The 21102-nt window shown below is 51.2% G+C and carries 14 protein-coding genes; 9 read left to right on the top strand and 5 right to left on the bottom strand.

Annotated features, from left to right (window positions below):
• Positions 1-272: 272 nt before the first annotated feature.
• The 3 genes from ICL07_RS31960 to ICL07_RS31950 all read left to right on the top strand — a co-directional run bounded on the left by ICL07_RS31960 (position 273) and on the right by ICL07_RS31950 (position 4655).
• The gene (locus tag ICL07_RS31960; protein ID WP_188092130.1) at positions 273-1112 is read left to right on the top strand and encodes a hypothetical protein; all 840 of its coding nucleotides are present in this window, start codon (positions 273-275) and stop codon (positions 1110-1112) included.
• The gene (locus tag ICL07_RS31955; RefSeq protein ID WP_188092129.1) at positions 1109-2023 is read left to right on the top strand and encodes a patatin-like phospholipase family protein; all 915 of its coding nucleotides are present in this window, start codon (positions 1109-1111) and stop codon (positions 2021-2023) included. Before ICL07_RS31960 ends, ICL07_RS31955 begins: the two co-directional genes overlap by 4 nt.
• Positions 2024-2315: 292 nt before the next feature.
• Positions 2316-4655: an ABC transporter permease gene (locus tag ICL07_RS31950; RefSeq protein WP_188092128.1), complete on the top strand. Its 2340-nt coding sequence runs from the start codon at positions 2316-2318 to the stop codon at positions 4653-4655.
• Positions 4656-4769: 114 nt separating this feature from the next.
• On the opposite strand, the gene ICL07_RS31945 is transcribed toward ICL07_RS31950, so the two are convergent.
• Positions 4770-5579, bottom strand: coding sequence for a hypothetical protein (locus ICL07_RS31945; protein ID WP_188092127.1), 810 nt, complete (start codon positions 5577-5579; stop codon positions 4770-4772).
• 79 nt (positions 5580-5658) lie between these two features.
• Here ICL07_RS31945 and ICL07_RS31940 point away from each other — a divergent pair, with 79 nt between their 5' ends.
• On the top strand, positions 5659-6204 hold the full coding sequence (locus ICL07_RS31940) for a GNAT family N-acetyltransferase (protein WP_188092126.1): 546 nt from the start codon (positions 5659-5661) through the stop codon (positions 6202-6204).
• 59 nt (positions 6205-6263) lie between these two features.
• On the opposite strand, the gene ICL07_RS31935 is transcribed toward ICL07_RS31940, so the two are convergent.
• From ICL07_RS31935 to ICL07_RS31925, 3 genes are read right to left on the bottom strand one after another with little or no spacing between them, the layout of a single operon-like run.
• On the bottom strand, positions 6264-8183 hold the full coding sequence (locus ICL07_RS31935; RefSeq protein ID WP_188092125.1) for a CocE/NonD family hydrolase: 1920 nt from the start codon (positions 8181-8183) through the stop codon (positions 6264-6266).
• 21 nt (positions 8184-8204) lie between these two features.
• Positions 8205-9674, bottom strand: coding sequence for a RagB/SusD family nutrient uptake outer membrane protein (locus ICL07_RS31930; RefSeq protein WP_188092124.1), 1470 nt, complete (start codon positions 9672-9674; stop codon positions 8205-8207).
• Positions 9675-9686: 12 nt separating this feature from the next.
• On the bottom strand, positions 9687-12947 hold the full coding sequence (locus tag ICL07_RS31925; protein WP_188092123.1) for a SusC/RagA family TonB-linked outer membrane protein: 3261 nt from the start codon (positions 12945-12947) through the stop codon (positions 9687-9689).
• A gap of 483 nt (positions 12948-13430) precedes the next feature.
• On the opposite strand from ICL07_RS31925, the gene ICL07_RS31920 reads away from it, so the two are divergent.
• Positions 13431-13673, top strand: coding sequence for a hypothetical protein (locus tag ICL07_RS31920; RefSeq protein WP_188092122.1), 243 nt, complete (start codon positions 13431-13433; stop codon positions 13671-13673).
• 163 nt (positions 13674-13836) lie between these two features.
• Here ICL07_RS31920 and ICL07_RS31915 read toward each other — a convergent pair whose 3' ends face one another.
• Entirely contained in the window at positions 13837-14763 is a 927-nt protein-coding gene (locus ICL07_RS31915) for an alpha/beta fold hydrolase (protein ID WP_188092121.1), read from the bottom strand.
• An 89-nt stretch (positions 14764-14852) separates the two neighbouring features.
• Between ICL07_RS31915 and ICL07_RS31910 the strand changes: the two genes are divergently transcribed.
• From ICL07_RS31910 to ICL07_RS31895, 4 genes are all read left to right on the top strand, one after another.
• Positions 14853-15368: a hypothetical protein gene (locus ICL07_RS31910; RefSeq protein WP_188092120.1), complete on the top strand. Its 516-nt coding sequence runs from the start codon at positions 14853-14855 to the stop codon at positions 15366-15368.
• A 136-nt stretch (positions 15369-15504) separates the two neighbouring features.
• Positions 15505-16221, top strand: a complete 717-nt coding sequence (locus ICL07_RS31905; RefSeq protein WP_188092119.1) for an RNA polymerase sigma factor — start codon at positions 15505-15507, stop codon at positions 16219-16221.
• A gap of 96 nt (positions 16222-16317) precedes the next feature.
• The gene (locus ICL07_RS31900) at positions 16318-17520 is read left to right on the top strand and encodes a FecR family protein (RefSeq protein ID WP_188092118.1); all 1203 of its coding nucleotides are present in this window, start codon (positions 16318-16320) and stop codon (positions 17518-17520) included.
• 293 nt (positions 17521-17813) lie between these two features.
• Complete coding sequence (locus ICL07_RS31895) at positions 17814-21101, top strand: TonB-dependent receptor (RefSeq protein ID WP_188092117.1); 3288 nt, start codon at positions 17814-17816, stop codon at positions 21099-21101.
• The last annotated feature ends 1 nt before the right edge of the window (position 21102 follow it).

The raw sequence follows: 21102 nt of genomic DNA, 5'->3' as shown, positions 1-21102 counted from the left end.
TAAACTACTCAAATTTTCCCGCAAAGCGATTTTTTTTCACGCAAAGGCGCAAAGCAGCAAAGGCGCAAAGGTTTTTTGTTAATTAGTAAGAAAACAAAGGAACGAAGATCAACAGTTGCTCTTCGCTCCTTTGCTTTCTTTGCTCACTTATGTAACCTTTGCGAGACTCCTTCGTTTTCTTATATTCGCTTCAATCATCTTTGCGCCTTTGCTGCTTTGCGCCTTTGCGTGAACTGCATGGATACTTCCCTGAAATACCCTAACTTCCGGTTATGAAAAACACCCTGCTGCTATTGTTACTATGCATAGGCAGCATCCGGGAGCTCACTGCACAAACGACTGAGAAATGCTGTGATAATGCCATCTGCAGAGCTAAAGCGGTCTCCTATGCAAACACCATATCTGCGCTCACGAAAACCCTCGGAAAATATCAGCCGCAGGACAGCGCCAACGAACAGCTGCTCTCACAGCTGAAACAAAAAAATCCTCAGGGCTACCGCGATTTTGTCCGCGTGAGCCGGCAAACCGCGACTTTCATTAACGACACCCTGAACGGTACCTGCTTCGCCGATGCCCTGCCGGACGATGAAGCCAATAACGTTTTTCAGTGGCTCGTTTATATGAACCGCTCCGGTATTGCCCATCCGGACTTTCCCTCATCTGAGTTCTGCAGCGGTTTTGAAAAAAGGTTGGAGCTTAGCCAGGGCGCGGCCAACATCTTCAGCAACCAGGTAGCCTACCTGGGTACCCTGCGGGGTTATCTTAGCTACACCTTCGCCCCGCCCGGTCAATGTGGTGGCAGGCTTCGCCTGATGGCTGGTCCCGCTGTTTTCCTCCGTGGCAATACTTTCTATACAACGCTCAGCACCCGGCTGGCCGTACGGGTGACCGATATCTCGGTAAAAAAGATACCCGTCGGCGTTGGTAACCTTAACGCTTATACGGAATATAACACCAGCTTCGTACATTTCAACCAGGTAGCATTGGGCGCCGAATTACAGCTGGGACCTTTCGGTATCAATCTGTCGGTCAACAATGAACTGAAATCCACCCGGATGGGCTTCGCCGTTGGCCTTGTCCTGTTTCATCAGCCTTTCAAAAAAAGATCATGAACGTACTTATTACCAGCGGTGGTGGTGCTAAAGGCGCCTTCAGCGTAGGCGCGCTCCGGCAACTGATGACCACCACCGGCATCCGCAACTTCGATCTCATCAGCGGTACCAGCACCGGCGCACTCATCGCCGCCATGGTGGCCGCCGGTAAAATACCGGAGGTCACAGATATCTACCTCAGTAACAGCAACGCGGATATTCTCAACAAACAAAATGCGATCGATAATATCATCAACAACAAACCTTACCTGTATGATACTACACCACTGGAAAACCAGATCCGGCAACAGATGACGGATGCAGCGTGGCATACCATACAACAGTCCCCTGCCCTGCTGTGCCTCAATGCGGTCTGCCTGCAAACAGGGCGGCTGACGGTTTTCTCCTCCCGGCCGCTGGCTGCCAATCCACATTATGACAACCTGGTTATCAGCACCACGGAAATGTTGGTGAAAGCATTGCAAAGCAGCAGCAACCAGGCCGTTTTTATGCCGCCCGTTACCATCAATGGCCTGCAGTACGTGGATGGCGGCAACCGCGAAGTCATTCCTACCCGCGCAGTAGTCAGCAACCTGCCACCGCAGCAGGAACACCGGATATACATCCTCAGTAATAATCCCGATGCCCAGCAACCAGGCACCGGCAACTATACCGCGCTGCTGGATGTGCTCATGCGGGCCGTCACCATTTTTATACAGGAGGTACGGGAAAATGATCTCGAAGTACTCAGCGCCTACAAACAGTCAGCCAGCACACCGGTGAAGGTGTATTATATCAGCCCGGAGGCTGAGCTGGACCCCGATTTCCCGACCGGCCTGCGGTTCGACAGACTGCTGATGCAAAGCTGGATGAAACAGGGACAACTGCGCGCCAAAACCATCCTGCAGCAGTCCCCCAACGGCAACTGGTGATCAGGATTACCAGGAATGCGCCACCAGCGGCTTTTCTTCAGCTACTTGTCACGATGGCTTCTCCGCTCTAACTGCCCATAGCAGTTTACGACAGCAGTTTTCCGGCGCCGACCCATTCCCTGGTCATGCATATCGTTGGTGCGATCATCCGTTGATCTACCCGTGCGTACGGATTCGGACATATCTGTTCCAAAAACGGACGCCCCTCCACCGCCACTTCCCCGCCAGGCAAAGGTTTCAATTATGGCACCTTCTTGGCGGAGCAGCTATCAGCAGGTTAAAATTCCAGATTATGCTGAAAAACTACTACGCCGCCATATTCCGCGGAATGGTCAAAAACAGGCTTTTCACTTTTGTGAATATCAGCGGACTATCTATAGGCCTTGCGCTGGGCATCATTTTTATCCTCTTTGTAAAAAATGAATTGCAGTTCGACCGGTTTCATCAGAACCTGTCCTCCATTTATGGCATCCTGATCAATGATACCAGGGAGAACGTGATGTATACCGGCTACACTACTACGCCCGCATTAGCCACCGCTATCCGCGACGGGCTGCCGGACGCCGATCATGTAGCCCGTATTGCCAATGGTGGCGATCAGCTGTTACATATCGGAGAGAAAAGCACTTACGAAAACGGGATCTATGCCGATCCTGATTTCTTCCACATTTTCCGGTTCCCCGTCATCGCCGGCGATCCGGTAGCAGCCCTTTCTGACCCCGGTTCTATCGTCATCTCCTCCAGCACCGCGCGCAAATTCTTTGGCACCGACGATGCTGTCGGCAAAGTATTCCAGCATAATCAGACACGTAGCCTGAAAGTAGGCGCCGTTATACAGGATATCCCCGAACACAGTACCCTTCGTTTTGATGTGGTATTACCCTACCGCCTCGTGGAACAACAGACGCCGGGTATATCAGACCGCTGGGATTATAATGCCATGCAGACTTTCATCACCCTCAAACCCCATGTTGATCCGAAGGTATTTAACGATAAACTCAAAAAACTAATCGGTACCCGTTACGGTAACAGCACCGCTTTTGCCTATCCCTTTGCTGACTTCCACCTCTATGGGAAATTTAAGAATGGGCGCCCCGCTGGTGGCAGAATACAGATTATCCAGTTCGCCGTTATTATCGGCATTTTTGTGTTACTGCTGGCCTGTATCAACTTTATGAACCTGGCTACTGCCCGCTCTGCCCAACGTGCCCGGGAAGTAGGCGTCCGTAAAACCCTTGGCGCCACCCGGCAGCAGCTTATATATCAGTTTCTCTCTGAATCCGTTGCCATGGCCCTGTTAGCCCTGGTGACAGGTATCATTCTGGCTAAACTGAGTATCCATGCGATGAATACCCTGCTCCGTACCCACCTGGTGATGGACCTGGCCAACTGGCAGCTGTGGCTGTCCATTGTTGGACTGGCGCTGATGACCGGCCTTATTGCCGGCAGTTACCCCGCTTTTTTCCTCAGTGCTTTCCGCCCTGTTAAAGTATTAAAAGGACAGGTACTCAGTCACCGTGGGAGCGCTATTTTCCGCAAAGGCCTCGTCACCTTTCAGTTCATGATTTCCATTTTCCTCATCATTACTACCATCGTTATATTCCGGCAGCACCAGTATGTACAGCAGCTTCCGATCGGCTATGATGCCGAAAACCTGATCGATATTCCCACCCGCGGCAATATGGCCGGCAGGTACAATACTCTCCGCGAAGCATTTCTGCAGATCCCGGGGGTGCAAAGCGTTTCCGCCGGCAATGATGACCTGGTGCGTTTCAACGGCGCTACCAATGACATGGTATGGCCTGGTAAAACCGCTGATCAGAACTTTATGGTCTGTCTCAGCCAGGTACAATACGACTGGATTAAAACAACCGGGCTGTCCCTCGCGGAGGGGCGGGACTTTAGCCGCGACTTCGGCGATACGCTGGGCTGTATCCTGAATGAGGCTGCCGTCAAAAAAATGGGATTAAAACCACCTATAGTGGGTACATTAATCGGCCAGAATATGGTCATCGGCGTAGTCAAAAACTTCTCTTTTAATGATCCGTTTGAAACCACTCCGCCGCTCGCCGTATTTCTCAATACCGGTACCCTGAATCATATTTTTGTGCGGCTCGTCAACGACGGGCAATGGAAACAACAGGTACAACAACTTGAAGCCGCGTTTAAGAAAGCGGCCCCAGGTTTTCCTTTTGAATTCCATTTTACGCAGGATGCACAGGAACGTAAGTTCCGGGGTATCCAATCCACCTGGCATATGGTCAGTGTGGTTGGTACGCTGGCTATTATCATTTCCTGCCTGGGGTTACTGGGGTTATCTACATTTATGGCAGAAAAACGTATCCGCGAAATTGGTATCCGTAAAGTTTTTGGCGCCAGTGTTACACGCCTGTGGCTGATGCTGTCAGCCGATCTGATGAAACCGGTATTCCTGGCCTTCCTGCTTGCCACTCCCCTGGCTGCCTGGGCCATGCAGGTGCTGTTACAACATATGGACTATCACATATCCCTTTCCTGGTGGATGTTTGTAATGGCCGGCCTGCTCGCCACACTGATAGCACTGCTGACGATCAGCTACCAGGGTATTAAAGCGGCAATGACCAATCCGGCCGACAGCCTGAAGGCAGAATAAGGATGAACCTACCCTGTAACCAGGAATAACCCTTTTCGTTTTAGCGATTTGAATTTGCATTCATTTGGGAGAAACAACCATTTTAGCCCAGGGCTACCTAGGTTACCCGGTTCCCTATGCCCCCAGCAAATACAACAGCTGATCTGCCTCTCCATTTTTTCCCGGCAGCACATGCAGATGCACTTCCAGCCCGGGCGTAACTGGATGTTCGGTCTGCCGCAACGGCTTCAGCAGATAAAGGGTATCACCCAAACGGATATACGTTTCCGGGCCGCTTTTCCGCCGTTGTAAGGGGTATAATATCTCTGTAATTTTTCCGATGACGATCGTTTTCTCCCGGTCGCGGTACTGATGCACCAGGTGTTTATCCGTTTCCGTTAACACCGCCGGCGCACTCACTGCCGGCGCATCGGGGTAAGTCGCCTGCAGCAACACACCGGTAACACTGATATGCAGCTGTACCCGCTCACCGGTAATTCCGGCGGCCCGCTCTATTACGCCCGGGTACCAGGACGGCAGCTGTTTTCCTAATACAGAAACACCCGGCAAAGGAACCGCTACCCGGTACACCTCGCCATTGTCGGCCACATAATCCACCCCGCCACGACCATTGGCCTGCAATGTTTTTAACGGCATTTCTATAATGCCCTTTTTCCCGTTGGCAATACTCCGCTCACTACGCCGCCGCATTAGCCACACCCCCCGCCACATAAAATAGCAAAGCGAGAACATCAGCAGGAATATTAGTCCTACTCCAATCGTAAAACCAGCTGCTTCCTGCAGCGGCATTATTAATAACAACCCAAATACCAGCGTAACCAGGGTAAAAAACAACAGCAACCTCAAACGGCGCCCCTTCACCTTCCCCAGGCTTTTCAGCAATTGAATATCCCTGTCAGTCAGTTGCGTTTCTTGTCTCGTCATACCGCGAAGGTACTAAAAGGAAACTGTCGGAATGATGATGGTATATCACGCCTGAAGTATCTTTGCAAAAAAGGAATTCATGACGGCTATACATATTATTCGCGCAACGACGGAAAATATCACACAACTACAACCCCTCGCCATCACCACTTTTAGGGAAACCTATGAAACCTTTAATACACCGGAAGATATGCGGGACTACCTATCCCGGTATTTTAATGAAGCGCAGCTGACACACGAAATCAATTCGCCGGACAGCAGCTACTACCTGGCTTTTCACCAGGACGCTCCCATCGGATACATCAAACTAAACACCGGCAACGCACAGACAGACCTCCGGGACCAAAACACCCTGGAAATAGAAAGAATCTATGTCCTGCAACAACACCAGGGACTGAAAGCCGGCAGGCAACTGCTGGATAAAGCCATCGCCGTAGCCCGGGAGAAAAAAGTCGCTTTCCTATGGCTGGGCGTATGGGATAAAAATGAAAAGGCACAAGGCTTCTATCGTAAACATAACTTCGTTCCTTTTGGGACCCATATCTTCCGCTTAGGTGCGGATGAACAAACGGATATCCTGATGAAACGGGATATATGGTCCTCCAGGGCTGAAACCCAGGACTAAGATGTCATTCAGTTTCCTTCAGATGAAGCGGCTATTCCGGGGTAATAGGGGAAATGTCTCTATTGCCCGTTCAAAACAACTGCGGGGATCACCGGCAATATTACCCCCGAAGGATGTGCCGCATCATGATATACCCGGATACCGGCTTTCTGAAAATCTTTATCCTGCGCCTCGTATATATTAATGAACTGCTGCGGATTCCTGTCGGCCAATGGAAACCAGCTGCTTTGTATCTGCACCATCATACGATGTCCTTTTAAAAAGGTGTGGGCAATATCGGGCAGGTCAAACCGTACCTGCTCCACTTTTCCGGGCGTAAATGCTTCCGGATGGGTGAAACTATGCCGGTAACGCCCCCGGAAAATCTCCCCACGGACCAGCATCTGGTAACCGCCCATCGGGTGCGGGCCGCCGGCGTCACGGGTTTTATTAGGCTGCGGCGCCCCGGGATAACTGAAATCATCCGGAAACACATCAATGATCTTCACCACAAAATCGGCATCGGTACCGGTAATGCTTACACGAAGATCCGCTGTAACGGTACCGCCTATACTTACTGCTTCGGTAAGCGGCGCGGTTTCAAACGTCAGCACATCCGCCCGGCGGGCAGCAAAACGCTGATCATCGGTCATATAGTCACGGGTACGGACATAATGCACCTCACCGGTATAAGGCACCGGATGGGCGGGATCACTGATATACTCACTGTAGGGCTTCGTTGCACCGGCAGGCGGCGTCCATCCCAGCGCGCAGCCGGGCTGCAGGTACAATGACTTGTACTGCACTGCTGCGGATGGCCAGGCGGTAAACTGCCGCCAGCGGTTCTCCCCGGTGAAAAAGATGGTTGCTTCCGGCAAATTTGCCAGCGACCCTTTGTCTTTGAGATAATAATTAAAGAAAGGTACCTCTATATGTTCCTGGTACCAGGTGGCCGTATTACCGCCAAATTGTACATTGCCTAACCGCGAGCCGTCAGAGGATGCCCACTGTCCATGATACCACGGGCCCATCACCAGTTTATTAAAATGGGTGGCCGGCTTTTGTTGTTCAATCGCTTTGTACAAGTTCCAGGCGCCGTAACAATCTTCTGCATCAAAAAGCCCACCCACCACTAATATCGCCGGTTGTATACGTCCCACATGCTGCCTCGGATCACGGGCCTTCCACCAGTCGTCATAGTTCGGATGGACCATCAGCTCTTTCCAGAACGCGAGACTATCGCCGGTTAGTTTGGTGAAATTAGGGATGGCGCCTATCTGCAGAAAGGTCTGGTAGTTATCGGCGCAGGGTAACTGCAACGCCTGTACGGGCGCGACCGATATCGGCCGCGGATGCGGATACCCGAACCCTTTGGTATAAAACCCGAAACAGTCCATCAGGAAAAAGGCGCCGTTATGATGGAAATCGTCGCCATGAAACCAATCGGTCACCGGCGCCTGCGGACTGGCAGCCTTCAACGCGGGATGCCCGCATAATGCGCCCATGGTAGTGTAGAAACCGGGATAGGAAATACCGAAAAGCCCCACCCTCCCGTTATTGTGCGATACGTGCTGCAACAACCAATCGATAGTATCGTAGGTATCACTGGCTTCATCAGTAGCGGTTCCCTTTTTATCCGGATTAAAGGGACGGATGTCGGCAAACTGCCCTTCGCTCATCCAACGGCCACGCACATCCTGCATCACAATGATATAACCCTCACGGACATACTGATGCCAGTAGGAATTCCACAGGTTGGGCGACAAAGCCGCGCCATAGGGCGCACAGGAGTAAGGTGTGCGGGTCATGAGTACCGGATGCCGCTCACTGCTATCCACAGGCTGGTAAATAACGGTGAACAATTGTACCCCATCACGCATACGGATATACTGTTCTTTTTTGACATAGTGGGTATGTACCCATGCAGAGTCCCCGGCGGTCCGCGCGGCTGCTGTCAACGACAGCAGCACGCACAACACGCCGGCATAAATATGTTTCATGGTTCCCCTGTTTATCCGCCGCTAGTACCCTTTGTTCTGCGGGAAATTGGCGGGATCGTTGTGTATATTGATTTCACTTTGCGGTATCGGAAACAGCAGGCGATCGGCATTCAGTACCGGTGTGGTCAGATTATACTCCTGTTTCAGGTATGCCTGCAACACGGCCACCCCGTTGGTACTACGCGCCAGATCAAACCAGCGGTCATTTTCAAAAGCCAGCTCCACACGCCTCTCCTGGAAGACAGCCGCCCGGAAACTAGCCTGGTCCGGCAAATCGGCCGGCTTCTTTTCCGGCAAACCGGCACGGGTACGGACAGCATTCAGGAAACCGAAAGCGGTCCCTACGCCGGTAGCAGGATTGTACCCCTGCTCATTAAGCGCTTCTGCCTGTAACAACAGGATGTCGGCATAACGCAATACAGGGAAATTACTGCCGCCATCATTGGTAGCACCCGGTACATCCAGGTATTTTTTGACATAGTTGCCTTTGACTACATTGGTGGCACTGTTGTTATAGGTAGTATCGAGCGATACGCCCAAACGTTTGTCGCCCGACTCGTAAGCGGCCACCAGGTCATGTGTAGGCCTGTTGTTATTGGAGCCGCCATACAATACACCATTATAATAGAAAGACACCGGCACCATATCGGCGAAATAGTTGTTCCCCTCAGATGGATTAAGCCCTTTTTTGTAACGCACGGCAAACAATATTTCTGAATTCACCACATTGGCCGGTTTGTAGAGGTCTGCGTAGTCGGTGAGCAGATTGTAACCGGTAACATTTTTCAGGGCTGCCAGCGCGTCATTCCATTTTTTCTGCGTCACCCGCACTTTACCTAACAATCCCCAGGCGCTGCCGGCTGTAGCCCGGCCATAGTCGTTGACGTTAGTATATACAGCCGGTAGCAGCGAGGCTGCCGCTTGCAGATCGTTTTCTATCTGGCCGTACACTTCCGCTACGGCATTCCTTTTATGATTCAAAGCCTGTGAGGTAGTTTCCATTTTGGTGACCAGCGGCACCGGACCGTATAGCCGTACCAGGTTGAAATAAGACAAGGCCCGCAGGAACAGGGCTTCTCCTTTATACTGCTTCTTCGACGCATCAGGAATGGCTGACGCATCTATCTGGTCCAGCACGGCGTTGGCGCGGGTAATGATCACATAGGCGCCGGCATAACCATCGCTGACAAAAGGGTTGGTGGTGACTTCGGTAAAGAAATCAATCTGGGAAGCAACACCCGCCAGCGCTCCACGGTCCCAGATATCGGTGTTGTCGCTGCGTACTTCCATCAGGTAATAGTAAGTTTTACCGTAAGTCTGGTTACTCTGTAACCCGTCGTATATCGCATTAACGCCCTGCTCAAAGTCGGACGCGGTTTTAAAGAAAGTGGACGTTGTTTGGTTGGACTGTGGCGCCAGGTTGATAAAATCCTTGCTGCAGGCACTGAGGGTAAGTATTCCCAACAACGGTAATATATATGGATGTTTCATATAGCCCTGATTTTAGAATGAAAGATTTAAGCCGGCGATATAAGTCCTTGGTAACGGGTAGGTACCATAGTCCTCTCCCTGCGACAGCGGACTGTCGGGCCGGGCATTTACCTCCGGATTATAACCGGTATAATGTGTCCAGGTGTAAATGTTCTGCCCGGATACATATAGCCGCAATGCATTTACCTGGTTGCCCAACAGCTTTTTATTAAAAGTGTAGCCGATGGTCAGGTTACGTAAACGCACAAACGAACCGTCTTCTACATGGAAAGAGCTGATCTGCGCACTGTTGGCGTTGGTAACACGGTTGGCGCGCATCACGTTGCCATTGCCGGGGTCGCCGGGAGATTTCCAGTAAGCCAGGGCATCGGCCATCTGGTTGGCGTTACCTTCCATATTAAAGATAAAGCGGCGTTGCAGGTTCAGGATCTCGTTGCCGTGTACACCCTGCAGGGAAAAAGACAGGTCGAAACCCTTGTAACGGAATTCATTGGTGAGTCCCCAGATAAAGTCCGGGAAATAGCTGCCGATGGCGGTACGGTCGTTGGCATCAATCTTTTTATCGTCATTCACATCCACAAAACGACGGTCGCCGGGTTTGGCAGTGGCGTAATGCGGGTAACTGTTGATCTCATCCTGGTTTTTAAACACGCCGCCGTTTACATAACCATAGTAGCTGCCAATCGGTTGTCCTACCGCCGTGATGAACAGCTGGGAGATAGTGCCGTTACCCCCATCAGACAGGATCGGGGCATTGCCGGGCCCCAGCTGGAGCACCTTGTTTTTGTTGGCCGACAGGTTAAAGCTGGTTGTCCAGCTGAAAGGGCCGGTAAAATTGCGGGTGGTAAGCCCGAACTCCACCCCGCTGTTCTGCACCTTGCCTACGTTTTTCAGCGCGGTAGCAAAACCGGAGCTAAACGGCACAGGCACATTCAGCAACAGGTCGGAGGTGGTGGCTTTATAATAGTCGGCGCTGAGATAAATACGATTAGTAAAGAGACCAAGGTCCAGCCCAACGTTGAACTGTTTGGTCTTTTCCCAGGTCAGGTCCGGATTGGCCGGCTGTGCCAGACCGGCGCCATTCACCACATTGCCATTACCGGCGCCCAGGATATAGTTGTTGGAGGCCAGCAGGTCGTAGGAGGCGTAGTTAGCGATCTGGAAGTTACCGGAGGTACCGTAGCTCACGCGGGCTTTCAGTTCGGAGATGACTGGCACTTTAAAGAAGGCTTCGTTGCTGATGAGCCATCCGCCCGAGATAGACGGGAAATAGCCCCATTTGTTATTGGCGCCGAAGCGGGAAGAGCCGTCTGCCCGGATACTGGCGCTCACGAAATATTTGTCGTCGTAGTTATAGTTGGCACGGCCCAGGTACGAGAGCAGCGACCATTGGGAGGTATTGGAAGTACCGCTGGTGATGGTAGCCGCATTAATCGTATGTACGGCATCGTTAGGGAAGCCGGTACCGACAGTTTCATTGGCTTTGGTCGTGTTTTTCTGGGAGGTGTAGCCGGCCAGCACATCGAAACGGTGTTTGGATGTTTCAAAGTGATAGTTGAGTGTATTTTCCCAAAGCCAGTTCACCGACTGCGCCGTTTGTGCGGAGCCTTTGGGCACCGTAGGCGCTGCCTGCTGGATAGGTTTGTAGCTGCCCAGGGTGGAAGGCCGGTAATAGTTGCGGTTGAAATAGTTGATATCAGTACCGAAGAAGGTTTTGAAGGTCAGCCCTTTGATAATGGTGTATTCTCCGTAGATATGCCCGAGGTTGCGCACATGGTCCAGCTTATCTTCTATCTGTGTAGCCAGGGCGACGGGGTTTTCACCACCGGAATAGCCATAGGCCCAGGTATTTTGTTTATTGGTGGCCAGGGAACCATCGGGATTATAAACCGGGAAGATGGGCGCTGCTTTCAGCGCGTTACTCAGGATACCGTCGAAAGTCCAGGGGCCTTCACTGTTGATCAGGTCATAGTGATCGAAGGTGGGATTCAGGGAGAGGCCAACTTTCAGACGGGACGTGAGGTTGGCCGTCAGGTTGGCGCGCACCCCATATCTTTTATACCCTGAAGCGATAACGATCCCCTTTTGATCGAGGTAATTGCCGGAGATATAGTACTGGAATTTGTCGTTGCCTCCGGAAGCGGAGAGGGTGTGGTTTTGCACCGGCGCCTGGCGGAATACGGCATCCTGCCAATCGGTGTTCACCAGTCCCTGCTCACCTTTGAGGTACGGCAGTATTTCCGGTGGTATCTGGTAGTTGGAGTTGCCGCGGGTGGCGTTGTCGTCGTTGATGCTGCCGGTAGGTTTGGCATCCAGGTAGGCGTTGTTTTTAGCGTCGTAGGAGAGTTTGGCCCACTCGTAGGCATCCATCATCTTGATTTTTTTGCTTACCTGCTGAAACCCGCCATAGGCGTTATAGCTGAAAGAGGGAGGCCCTTCTTTTTTTCCTTTTTTTGTGGAGATGAGCACTACCCCGTTAGACGCCCGGGAACCATAGATGGAAGCGGCAGAGGCGTCTTTCAGTATTTCGATGGACTCAATATCGTCGCTGTTGAGGGTACTCATAGGGTCGGGCGATTTCTGAAAGGAGGCCTGGCCGGTGATGCCGACAATGTCTGTCGTGCCCTGGAGGTTCTTCAGGTCGTTGGATAACGGGAACCCATCTACGACATACAGCGGATCGGTGCCGGCGGAGATGGAGTTGAGGCCCCTGATGCGGACGCTGAGGCTCCCGCCGGGAGCGCCGGTGTTCTGGATTACCTGTACACCTGCCACTTTGCCGGCTATCGCCTGTGCAAAGCTGGATACCGGCTGATCTTTCAGTTCAGCCGCGCGGATAGAGGCTACCGCGCCGGTTACCTCCCGGCGGCGTTGCACGCCGTAGCCCACTACCACTACCTGGTTGAGCGAGGAAGCCGATTCTTTCAGGGTGACCGTCAGCTGTAGCGGCGTACCGGCTTTGACGGTGTACCCCGTGAGTACCTGTGGCTCCAGGCCCACGAAAGTAATGCGGAAAGTGTAGGGGCCGCCGGCCGGCAGGTTGGGAAATTGAAATACACCGGTAGCGTCGGTTTGTGTAGAAGTGGCGGCGCCGGTGGCCGTGTTGGTGGCGGTAACCGAAGCACCCGGCAGTGCTTCGTTGCGGTCGTTGCGTACGGTACCGCTTACGCCTGCACGCTGTTGCGCCAGCAAAAACATCGGAGACATGAAGGTCAGTACCAGCAGGGTGACAGCCCATGTCCGTTTGCGTGCATTCCTGTAAAATAAGTCCATAGGTAACTTTTGGTTTATACAAATGAGTGACTTTACCAGGCGGCTGGTAATAGGTCCGGTGGTAACCGCTTGACAATCTTCTTTGAAAAAATGAACGGCGCAGGGGTGCCAGCGCGATAACAGCACAACATGATAGCAGGGGATATTATTTCAACATTTCTGCCCTGAAACAGCATAAAATTGCCCAACATTTTCCAGGGTTAAAATGTTCAGTTTAGTCTCTGCGTACAGGCGGTACTGTTATATTAATATGTCAACTGCGATCGATTCCGGTTGTTGCAATGCTGCCCTTTTGTCAGCCGCTTGATGCGTGTTCTGTAAGCGCAATAAAAGTACTCACAAGTTTTTAGTCTACCAAATTTATAGACTTTTAACTTTTCATGTATGCCCTGGTAAAGGATGAACGGCTGTCTTTTTAAAAACTTCCAAAGGACTTTATCAATTTAAATATAATTATTATATTCGTGAAAATATATATACGCAATGACCGCAATCAGTCATGAGAACCTGCTCGGGTTGGGTTTCGTTTTTCAACCATCAAAAAGGTCGTATAAAATTGAAATCGGGGGGTCAGCATTTGGGGTAGTAGAGAGTGGTACCCGGTGGTTATTTTCACCTTTACCGATGGAACATGTCTCCCTCGTCACCGTCACCTCACTGGAAGAACTGAACGACCTGGTATTTGCCGAAACAGGCGTCAGACCAGGAGCCGGAGAAACGGTATAACAACAATTTACAGTATTTATTTGAAGTTTTACTTCACTTTAAACAAATCACATAAAACAATTGATAATCTGCTAGTTATAATAGAACTATATAATCAGCCTATATACAAAAAATGCAGGTCTAAAAAACCTGCATTTTTATTAAGTACTACATAAAAAATGGCTTATTTCAGCCATTTTTGGAGGTCATTCAGGAAAGAAGTTTGCTGATCAGCGAACACATTATGCCCCGCCCCGGCCAAATAATCGATCCTGTCCTGACCAATAATTTCCGTTACCGCTGCGACCTGTTTTTCAGAAAACAGTCCATCCTCCTTTCCATAAATCGCATACACTTTTACCTTCTTTGCTACCAGGTTTTTAAGCTCCGGCAACATGTTCAAAGTAGTGTAATGTTCATGCTCCGCATAACCGATGGGCGCCCAACGGGTCATCTGGCTACCGTACTTTTTGACCAGCGAATCTTTTTTCGTTTCCTGATAAATGGCTTTCGCTTCTTCAGAAAAATGTACCGGACCATATAGTCCGTTCATCATAGCGTGACCCAGCGTATAGGAGTTATATGCCAAACCGGCAGTATCCATTTGTTCGATCATGGCTACATAACGGAGGTTCATACTGTCTTTTTTTTGCTCATATATGTCCTTCACTTTTGCGAGCACAGTACGGTAAGTTTCCTGGGCACTCAGCAGGGCATCTGCCAATACAATGGCATCTACCGAAGCAGCATGTTTTGCTGCATAACGCAGGGCCAGCACCCCGCCAAAACTATGACCCAGCAAAACGGCTTTTTTGAGTTGATAGGTCTTATACAGTCCTTCGATGTCGGCCAGCGCTTCATCGAAAGTGAACTTCGCGGTGCTGTCGGGCGAACGACCTTCCCCCCTGCGGTCATACACGATCACAAAGAAACCCTTGCCGGCCAGCCGGGCGGCGGTAGTAGCTTCAAAAAATACAGCGTTGTACCCCGGACCGCCATGCAGGAAAATAACGGGCTTGTCTTTCGGGCGGCCATAAGTTTTGACATATAAAGTTTGGGCATGCGCCTGGAACAAAGCCAGGCAAAACAGGGCGGTAAAGAGTTGTTTCATGGAACGTAGCGCGGGATTTTACGGGGCGAAAGTAGGAAAAAAACAGCACTGTCATTCCCACACCTTACATTTGTGGTTTAACATATATTATGAAAGCTAAAATTTGTATAACCTCCCTTGTGCTGGCTGTATTATGCCTGTCTTTCTCCACATTGGCCAGGAAACAGTACTGTAACAACCGTTTCCAGTTCTGTATGGAATACCCGGAAGATTTTAAAGCCGATGGCGAATCCGGTAACGGTGACGGTCAAACATTTTCTGCCCGTAAAGGCACGGCTAAAATATGGGCCTGGGGCAACCTGGTGATGGACCCCTCCGAACTTTACGATGATGTAAAACCGGGTACTGACCCACTGCAGTATAAGTTTAAATCCGCTATAGAAGGGATAAAAGTGGCCTATAAAGTCATTAAACTCAACTTCTACATCTTTTCGGGTACCAATGAAAAAGGCGATATCGTTTACTGTAAAACCGTCAAACACAAAATCAATTATATGGGCAGTGCTGATTCAGAGGTATTTCAGACCATCATGATCATTTACCCGGCAGCCGAACAAGATAAGTATAAAGATTATTGCAGCTACATCGCGGGAAGCCTCAAATAAAAGAGGCTCCCCGTTTTTTCTCCCCAATTATTACTACCTTCCCGTCTGAACGAAAACAACCAAAGTCAAAACTGTTACCACGTGAATATGAACAGGACCGGCCAAACCGTCCTGATAAACAGCTGAATAATCCGGGATGAACAATGAACCAGCAACTTTCAGTAACCAGCCACCTGCAGATACTGCCAATACACTGCTGTGGGAAGAAGTGCGCCGCGATAATCAGGAGGCACTGGTAGCCCTATACGAAAAAATGTACCTGTCCCTCGTTAACTACGGTATCCGTAGCTGCGGAGACGCTGAACTCACCAAAGACGCTATCAACGACGTTTTCCTGGAGATATGGGACAAACGGCAACAGCTGCATACCGTCCGGAATGTAAAATCTTACCTTTTCACCTACCTGCGCCGCAAGATATTTGCCGGTATCCGTAAGACAGAGCAAACCGGTCAGGCTGCCGACGCCTTCGCCACCGAAGCACCGTTTGAACTGTCCTACGAAGCCCGTATTGTGGCTGTACAAACCACCGAAGAACTCCGGCAGAAAGTACGCCGGGCCATTGCACAACTCACTCCCCGCCAGCAACAACTGGTGGAGCTCCGTTATTTTGAGGGTCTCCCGATGGAGGAAGTCGCCCGCCGCACCGGCATCACCACCAAAACGGCCTATAATACCCTGGGCGCTGCCCTTAAATTATTATCCGCCGTTTTCTCCCTGTTGCTGCTCTTACATATTAAATCACTCCGTGCCCTGCCGGCACAGGACGTGACTATGAGCCTGCATAAAGGCGGTCCCGGTAACAGACCGCTACCCGTTAACCTCTATTTAAACATGGTTAACACCTTGCAATAGCGCCTTGTATCTTCCTTTTTCCTTCTACCAAAAAAAAACTTTGCCATTCTTTGGGAATAACCCGGGGTTCTGCACACTATATCATAGCAACACGTCATGGAACACTTATTTACCACCGCTGAAGATTTTTTACAGGACGATTCCTTTCTGCGTTTCTGCATGGGCGTTAGTGAGGAAGATACCCGTTATTGGGAAAACTGGCTCCGGGAACATCCGGAACGCGAAGCTCCCTTTCAGCAAGCCCGCAAAATATTTGACATCCTCAACGGGCAACAGGGACAACTACACGCTGCCGTTGGCCAGTTCAGGACGTTGCTGGGAGCACACGTAGCCAATACCACGGCTACCCTTCCTGTCCGCGGCCGGCAACGCCGGCTTCAATGGTGGCATGCCGCCGCCGCCGCACTGCTGTTGCTTACCGCCACCGGTGGCTGGTACCAGTATAGCCGTTACCGTAACCAACAGCACCTGGCTGTCGCACGCCTCCACGATGCACTGCCCGGTACATCCAAAGCCGTACTTACCCTGGCAGACGGCACTACCGTCCCCCTCGATTCTACCGGCACCGGCCGCTTCGAGGAAAAAGACGGTACCCGTATCAACAAAGGTCAGGGCGCCCTTGTCTATAATCACTCCGGCAATGCCGCAGCAAAAATACTATTCAACACCCTGGCTACGCCCCGTGGCGGCGAATACCAGGTCACCCTTCCCGACGGCAGCAAAGTATGGCTTAACGCCGCTTCGTCGCTCCGCTTCCCTACCCGCTTTGCCGGCAATGACCGCACTGTGTACCTTAACGGGGAAGCCTACTTTGAAATAACACCCGACGCACATCAACCATTCCATGTACAACTCAGTGACGGCCAGCAAATCACCGTACTGGGCACCAGTTTCAACGTTATGAATTATGCCGATGAAACCAACATCACCACCACCCTGGTCACCGGGAAAGTTATGGTATCCCAACCCGGCGGACAACAGGCTATCCTGGCCCCCTCCGAACAGGCGGTCATTGTTAAAGGAGAAAACCGTATCACGGTATCCGAAGCCGACATCGATAAAACCATCGCCTGGAAGACAGGGATGTTTGAGTTTGAAAACGACGGCCTGCCCGCTATCATGCGACAGCTCGCCCGGTGGTACGATGTGGATGTGATCTATAGCGGCGATATTCCACCACTGCACTATTCCGGTTCTATCCGTAAACAGGCTACCCTGTCACAGGCCTTACGCATCCTGCAGACAGCCGGTATTCAATATTCCATCACCAACAAAACTATCACCATCAGGAACATTTAGGGATTTACGGATTTTTTGATTTACGGATTTCGGGGATTTTGATTTTCGTGAACACTCATGAAACAAGTAAATCAGGGTATTCATCCCCGAAATCCGTAAATCAAAAAATCCGTAAATCCCTAAATAAAAAAACCGGGCCTGTCGCCACATGCCCGGTCATAAAGTTCTGGCAAAACAAAAAAACATCATTGTCGTAAAGCCTTATTGCTCACCAAAAACCTAACAAAGTTATGCCATTTAGAAATGCCGTCAAACACCGGTGGTCCCCGGTGTGCGCGCAAATGCTCAAAATTATGAAGCTAACTGCTTTTCTGATGCTGGTGCTCGCCCTGCAGGTCAGTGCCACCGGTTACTCGCAAAAGCTGACCCTGGACATGCATCGGGTGCCTCTCACGAAAGTGCTCCGGGAGATCAGAAAACAAACCGGCTATACCTTTTTTTACAATAATGAAATGCTTAAAACGGCCGACAAGGTGTCCGTTTCCGCTAACCAGGCCAGCCTGGAGGAGGTGATGGCCCAGGTATTGGCCGGCAATACGCTTAACTACAGCGTGGTAGATAATACCATCATCCTCTCGGTGAAGACCGGCGGCACGGAAGTGAAGCCGGTAGCTAATATTTCCGTGTTTGGCCGTATCACCGATGCCCTCACCGGTGAACCGCTGACCGGCGCCTCGGTTAAACTCAAAGGCACCTCCAAAGGTACCAGCACCGATGCAAAAGGTAACTTCACCCTGGAACTGCCCGATGGTGGCGGTACGCTGGTAATCTCCTTTATTGGTTATGAAACCATCGAGAAAAACGTAACACAGGCAGGTCCGCTCAATATCTCCCTTCAACAAAAAGCCGTGCAAACGGAAGAACTGGTGGTAGTAGGCTACGGTACCCAAAAAAGGAAAGACGTGACTGGCTCCGTTTCTTCCGTACGCGTGAACACCATCAGCGCCAATGTCTCTAAAAATATCAGCAGCGCCATCCAGGGACGCGTGCCCGGCGTGTCAGTAGAATCCGCCAGCGGCGCTCCCGGCTCCGGCCTCAATATCACCATCCGTGGTCTTAGCACCCTGGGCAACAATGCCCCGCTGTTCATCGTGGACGGTGTTTTTGTTAACAGCATCGACGGCGTAAGTCCCAACGATGTGGAATCCATCGAAGTACTGAAAGATGCGGCTACTGCCAGTATCTACGGTTCCCGCGCGGCCAACGGCGTAGTCATCGTTACCACCAAAGGCGGCTTAAAAGAAACAGCGCCCAAACTGGAAATAGACAGCTGGTTCGGCGTGCAGTCCGTTCCCAGGAGAATGAGCCTCCTCAACGGCGAACAATGGACTAAACTGATGCAGGCCAATATGACCGGCATCCCCGATTACAACGGCGTTAACAGCAACTGGCAAGACGCTATCTTCCGCCAGGCTGCCATTACCCGCACTAACGTTAACTTCAGCGGCGGCTCCAAAAACTTCACCTACAACCTCTCCGGCGGATACCTGAAAGAAAACGGCGCCATGATCAACACCGACTACTCCGCCGCCAACTTCCGCGTGAAAACACAATACGAAAAAGGCCGCATTAAGATAGGCGAGACCGTTATCATTAAAAGAGGGGTCAGCCGGCTGGCGCCCGGCGGAGGCGACCAAACCCACAGCCTCGTAGGCAGCGCCCTTGTTATGCCAGCTACCGTGCCGGTATACGATCCTTCCCAGGACCTCGGCGGATACGGCAGAAGACCGGTATATATGAAAAACCTGTCCAACCCCGTAGCCCTGCTGGAACAAATCGACAAAAACGCCAAAGACCTGAACCTGCTGGCTAACGCTTTCGTGGAAGTGAAAATCATTGATGGACTACGGTACCGGTTCAACGTAGGTTTGACGGAAACACAAGGTTATACCCGCACCTATACCGGTGTTTACAACGATGGTAACGCCGCCAATACCCTGCCCGATCTGCAGGAAGGCAGCTCTATTGCCAATTCCTGGCTGGTAGAAAACACCCTCAGCTATACCAAAAAACTGGGTAAACATAACCTGGACGCTGTTGCGGGTTATACCGCCCAGAAAAACACCTACTCCGGTTTCAGCGCTTCCCGCAATGATCTGCCGGTAGGTACTTCCGTACTGGGCGCTGGTACCGCCGCCTCCCAGAAAAACGATGGCAGCGCTAGCGTCAGCGCTATCCTCTCCACTTTCGGCCGTATCATGTATAACTACGACTCCAAATACCTGCTGACCGCCTCTATCCGGAGAGATGGCTCCTCCCGTTTTGCACATGATTACCAGTTCGGTTCCTTCCCGTCTTTCTCCGCCGGATGGAACATTCACAACGAAGCATTTTTCTCCGGCCTTCGTAATGTAGTCAGCAACCTGAAACTGCGTGGCAGCTGGGGCGTACTGGGTAACCAGGAAATCGGTAACTACCTCACACAGTCTGCTATTACCAGTGGTATCAACTACGTACAGGGCACCGCGTTATGGCCCGGGGGCACCGCCAGTGCTTACGCATCGCCCACGGACCTGTCCTGGGAAGAAACCAAAATCATCAACGGTGGTATCGACGCGGGTTTCCTCGATAATAAATTGTTCTTCATCTTTGAAGTGTTCCGTAAAAAAACCAGCGGCGTATTGCTGGGCGTACCGTTCCCATTGTCGGTAGGTAAAACGGGTACGCCTACACTCAATGCCGGCGAAATCGAAAACAAAGGATTTGAAGCTTCGCTGGAATATGCCAATCAAACCAACAGCGGTCTCAAATACCGCGTGATGGCCAGCTTATCGCATACCGCCAATGAAATGACCGCTATCTCCATCGGTAGCGGCAGACAGGAATTCGGCGATATCTCCAGAGCCCGCGTAGGCGCACCGATCGGCTCCTTCTTCCTCATCAAAACCGATGGCATCTTTAATTCAGAAGAGGAGATCAAAGCCTACAAAAGCAAAGATGGCAGCCTTATCCAACCCGATGCCAAACCCGGCGACATCCGTTTCGTAGACTATAACGGCGATGGTAAAATCGATAACCAGGATGTGCAGAACCTGGGCAGCCCCTTTCCTAAAATGACCATGGGCCTGTCCGCTAACCTCTCCTACAAAGGGTTTGACCTGGCGCTGTTCCTGGAGGCGATCACCGGCAACAAAATCTATAATGGCAGAAGACAATGGATGGAGAAGATGACGGAAGTAACCAACTTCTCTACTTCCGTACTGGATGCCTGGACACCGGAACATCATTCCAACTTCCCCCGGTTCACCCTCTCCGATCCTAACAACAACAAAAGAGAAAACAGCGACAGATGGCTGGAAAACGGTTCCTACCTGCGTTTCAAACGCCTGGAAATAGGTTACACGGTACCTTCTGCCCTCACCCACAGATGGGGTATCGACAAAATCCGCGTGTTCGGCTCAGCAGAAAACCTGTTCACCATCACCGGCTACAAAGGCTACAATCCCGACCTGGGCGGTATGATGTACAAAGTGAACAGCACCGATGAGAGCCCCAATGTGCTCTCCCGCGGTATGGACAATTCCTGGGATGCCTATCCCCTGTCACGCACCTTCCTGCTGGGTCTGAACCTTTCCTTCTAAC

Origin of the sequence: Chitinophaga qingshengii (assembly GCF_014529935.1) — a bacterium.
Taxonomy (GTDB): Bacteria; Bacteroidota; Bacteroidia; order Chitinophagales; family Chitinophagaceae; genus Chitinophaga; species Chitinophaga qingshengii.
Note: the sequence above shows the minus strand (reverse complement) of the source record. Positions and strands in the feature narration are given on the sequence as shown.

What these genes read in the sequence shown, in the direction of transcription:
- ICL07_RS31910 (WP_188092120.1), top strand. Translation starts at nt 14,853, where the DNA reads ATGAAAGCTAAAATTTGTATAACCTCCCTTGTGCTGGCTGTATTATGC.
- ICL07_RS31930 (WP_188092124.1), bottom strand. Translation starts at nt 9,674, where the DNA reads ATGAAACATCCATATATATTACCGTTGTTGGGAATACTTACCCTCAGT.
- ICL07_RS31945 (WP_188092127.1), bottom strand. Translation starts at nt 5,579, where the DNA reads ATGACGAGACAAGAAACGCAACTGACTGACAGGGATATTCAATTGCTG.
- ICL07_RS31905 (WP_188092119.1), top strand. Translation starts at nt 15,505, where the DNA reads ATGAACAATGAACCAGCAACTTTCAGTAACCAGCCACCTGCAGATACT.
- ICL07_RS31900 (WP_188092118.1), top strand. Translation starts at nt 16,318, where the DNA reads ATGGAACACTTATTTACCACCGCTGAAGATTTTTTACAGGACGATTCC.
- ICL07_RS31895 (WP_188092117.1), top strand. Translation starts at nt 17,814, where the DNA reads ATGAAGCTAACTGCTTTTCTGATGCTGGTGCTCGCCCTGCAGGTCAGT.
- ICL07_RS31920 (WP_188092122.1), top strand. Translation starts at nt 13,431, where the DNA reads ATGACCGCAATCAGTCATGAGAACCTGCTCGGGTTGGGTTTCGTTTTT.
- ICL07_RS31955 (WP_188092129.1), top strand. Translation starts at nt 1,109, where the DNA reads ATGAACGTACTTATTACCAGCGGTGGTGGTGCTAAAGGCGCCTTCAGC.
- ICL07_RS31950 (WP_188092128.1), top strand. Translation starts at nt 2,316, where the DNA reads ATGCTGAAAAACTACTACGCCGCCATATTCCGCGGAATGGTCAAAAAC.
- ICL07_RS31940 (WP_188092126.1), top strand. Translation starts at nt 5,659, where the DNA reads ATGACGGCTATACATATTATTCGCGCAACGACGGAAAATATCACACAA.
- ICL07_RS31960 (WP_188092130.1), top strand. Translation starts at nt 273, where the DNA reads ATGAAAAACACCCTGCTGCTATTGTTACTATGCATAGGCAGCATCCGG.
- ICL07_RS31925 (WP_188092123.1), bottom strand. Translation starts at nt 12,947, where the DNA reads ATGGACTTATTTTACAGGAATGCACGCAAACGGACATGGGCTGTCACC.
- ICL07_RS31935 (WP_188092125.1), bottom strand. Translation starts at nt 8,183, where the DNA reads ATGAAACATATTTATGCCGGCGTGTTGTGCGTGCTGCTGTCGTTGACA.
- ICL07_RS31915 (WP_188092121.1), bottom strand. Translation starts at nt 14,763, where the DNA reads ATGAAACAACTCTTTACCGCCCTGTTTTGCCTGGCTTTGTTCCAGGCG.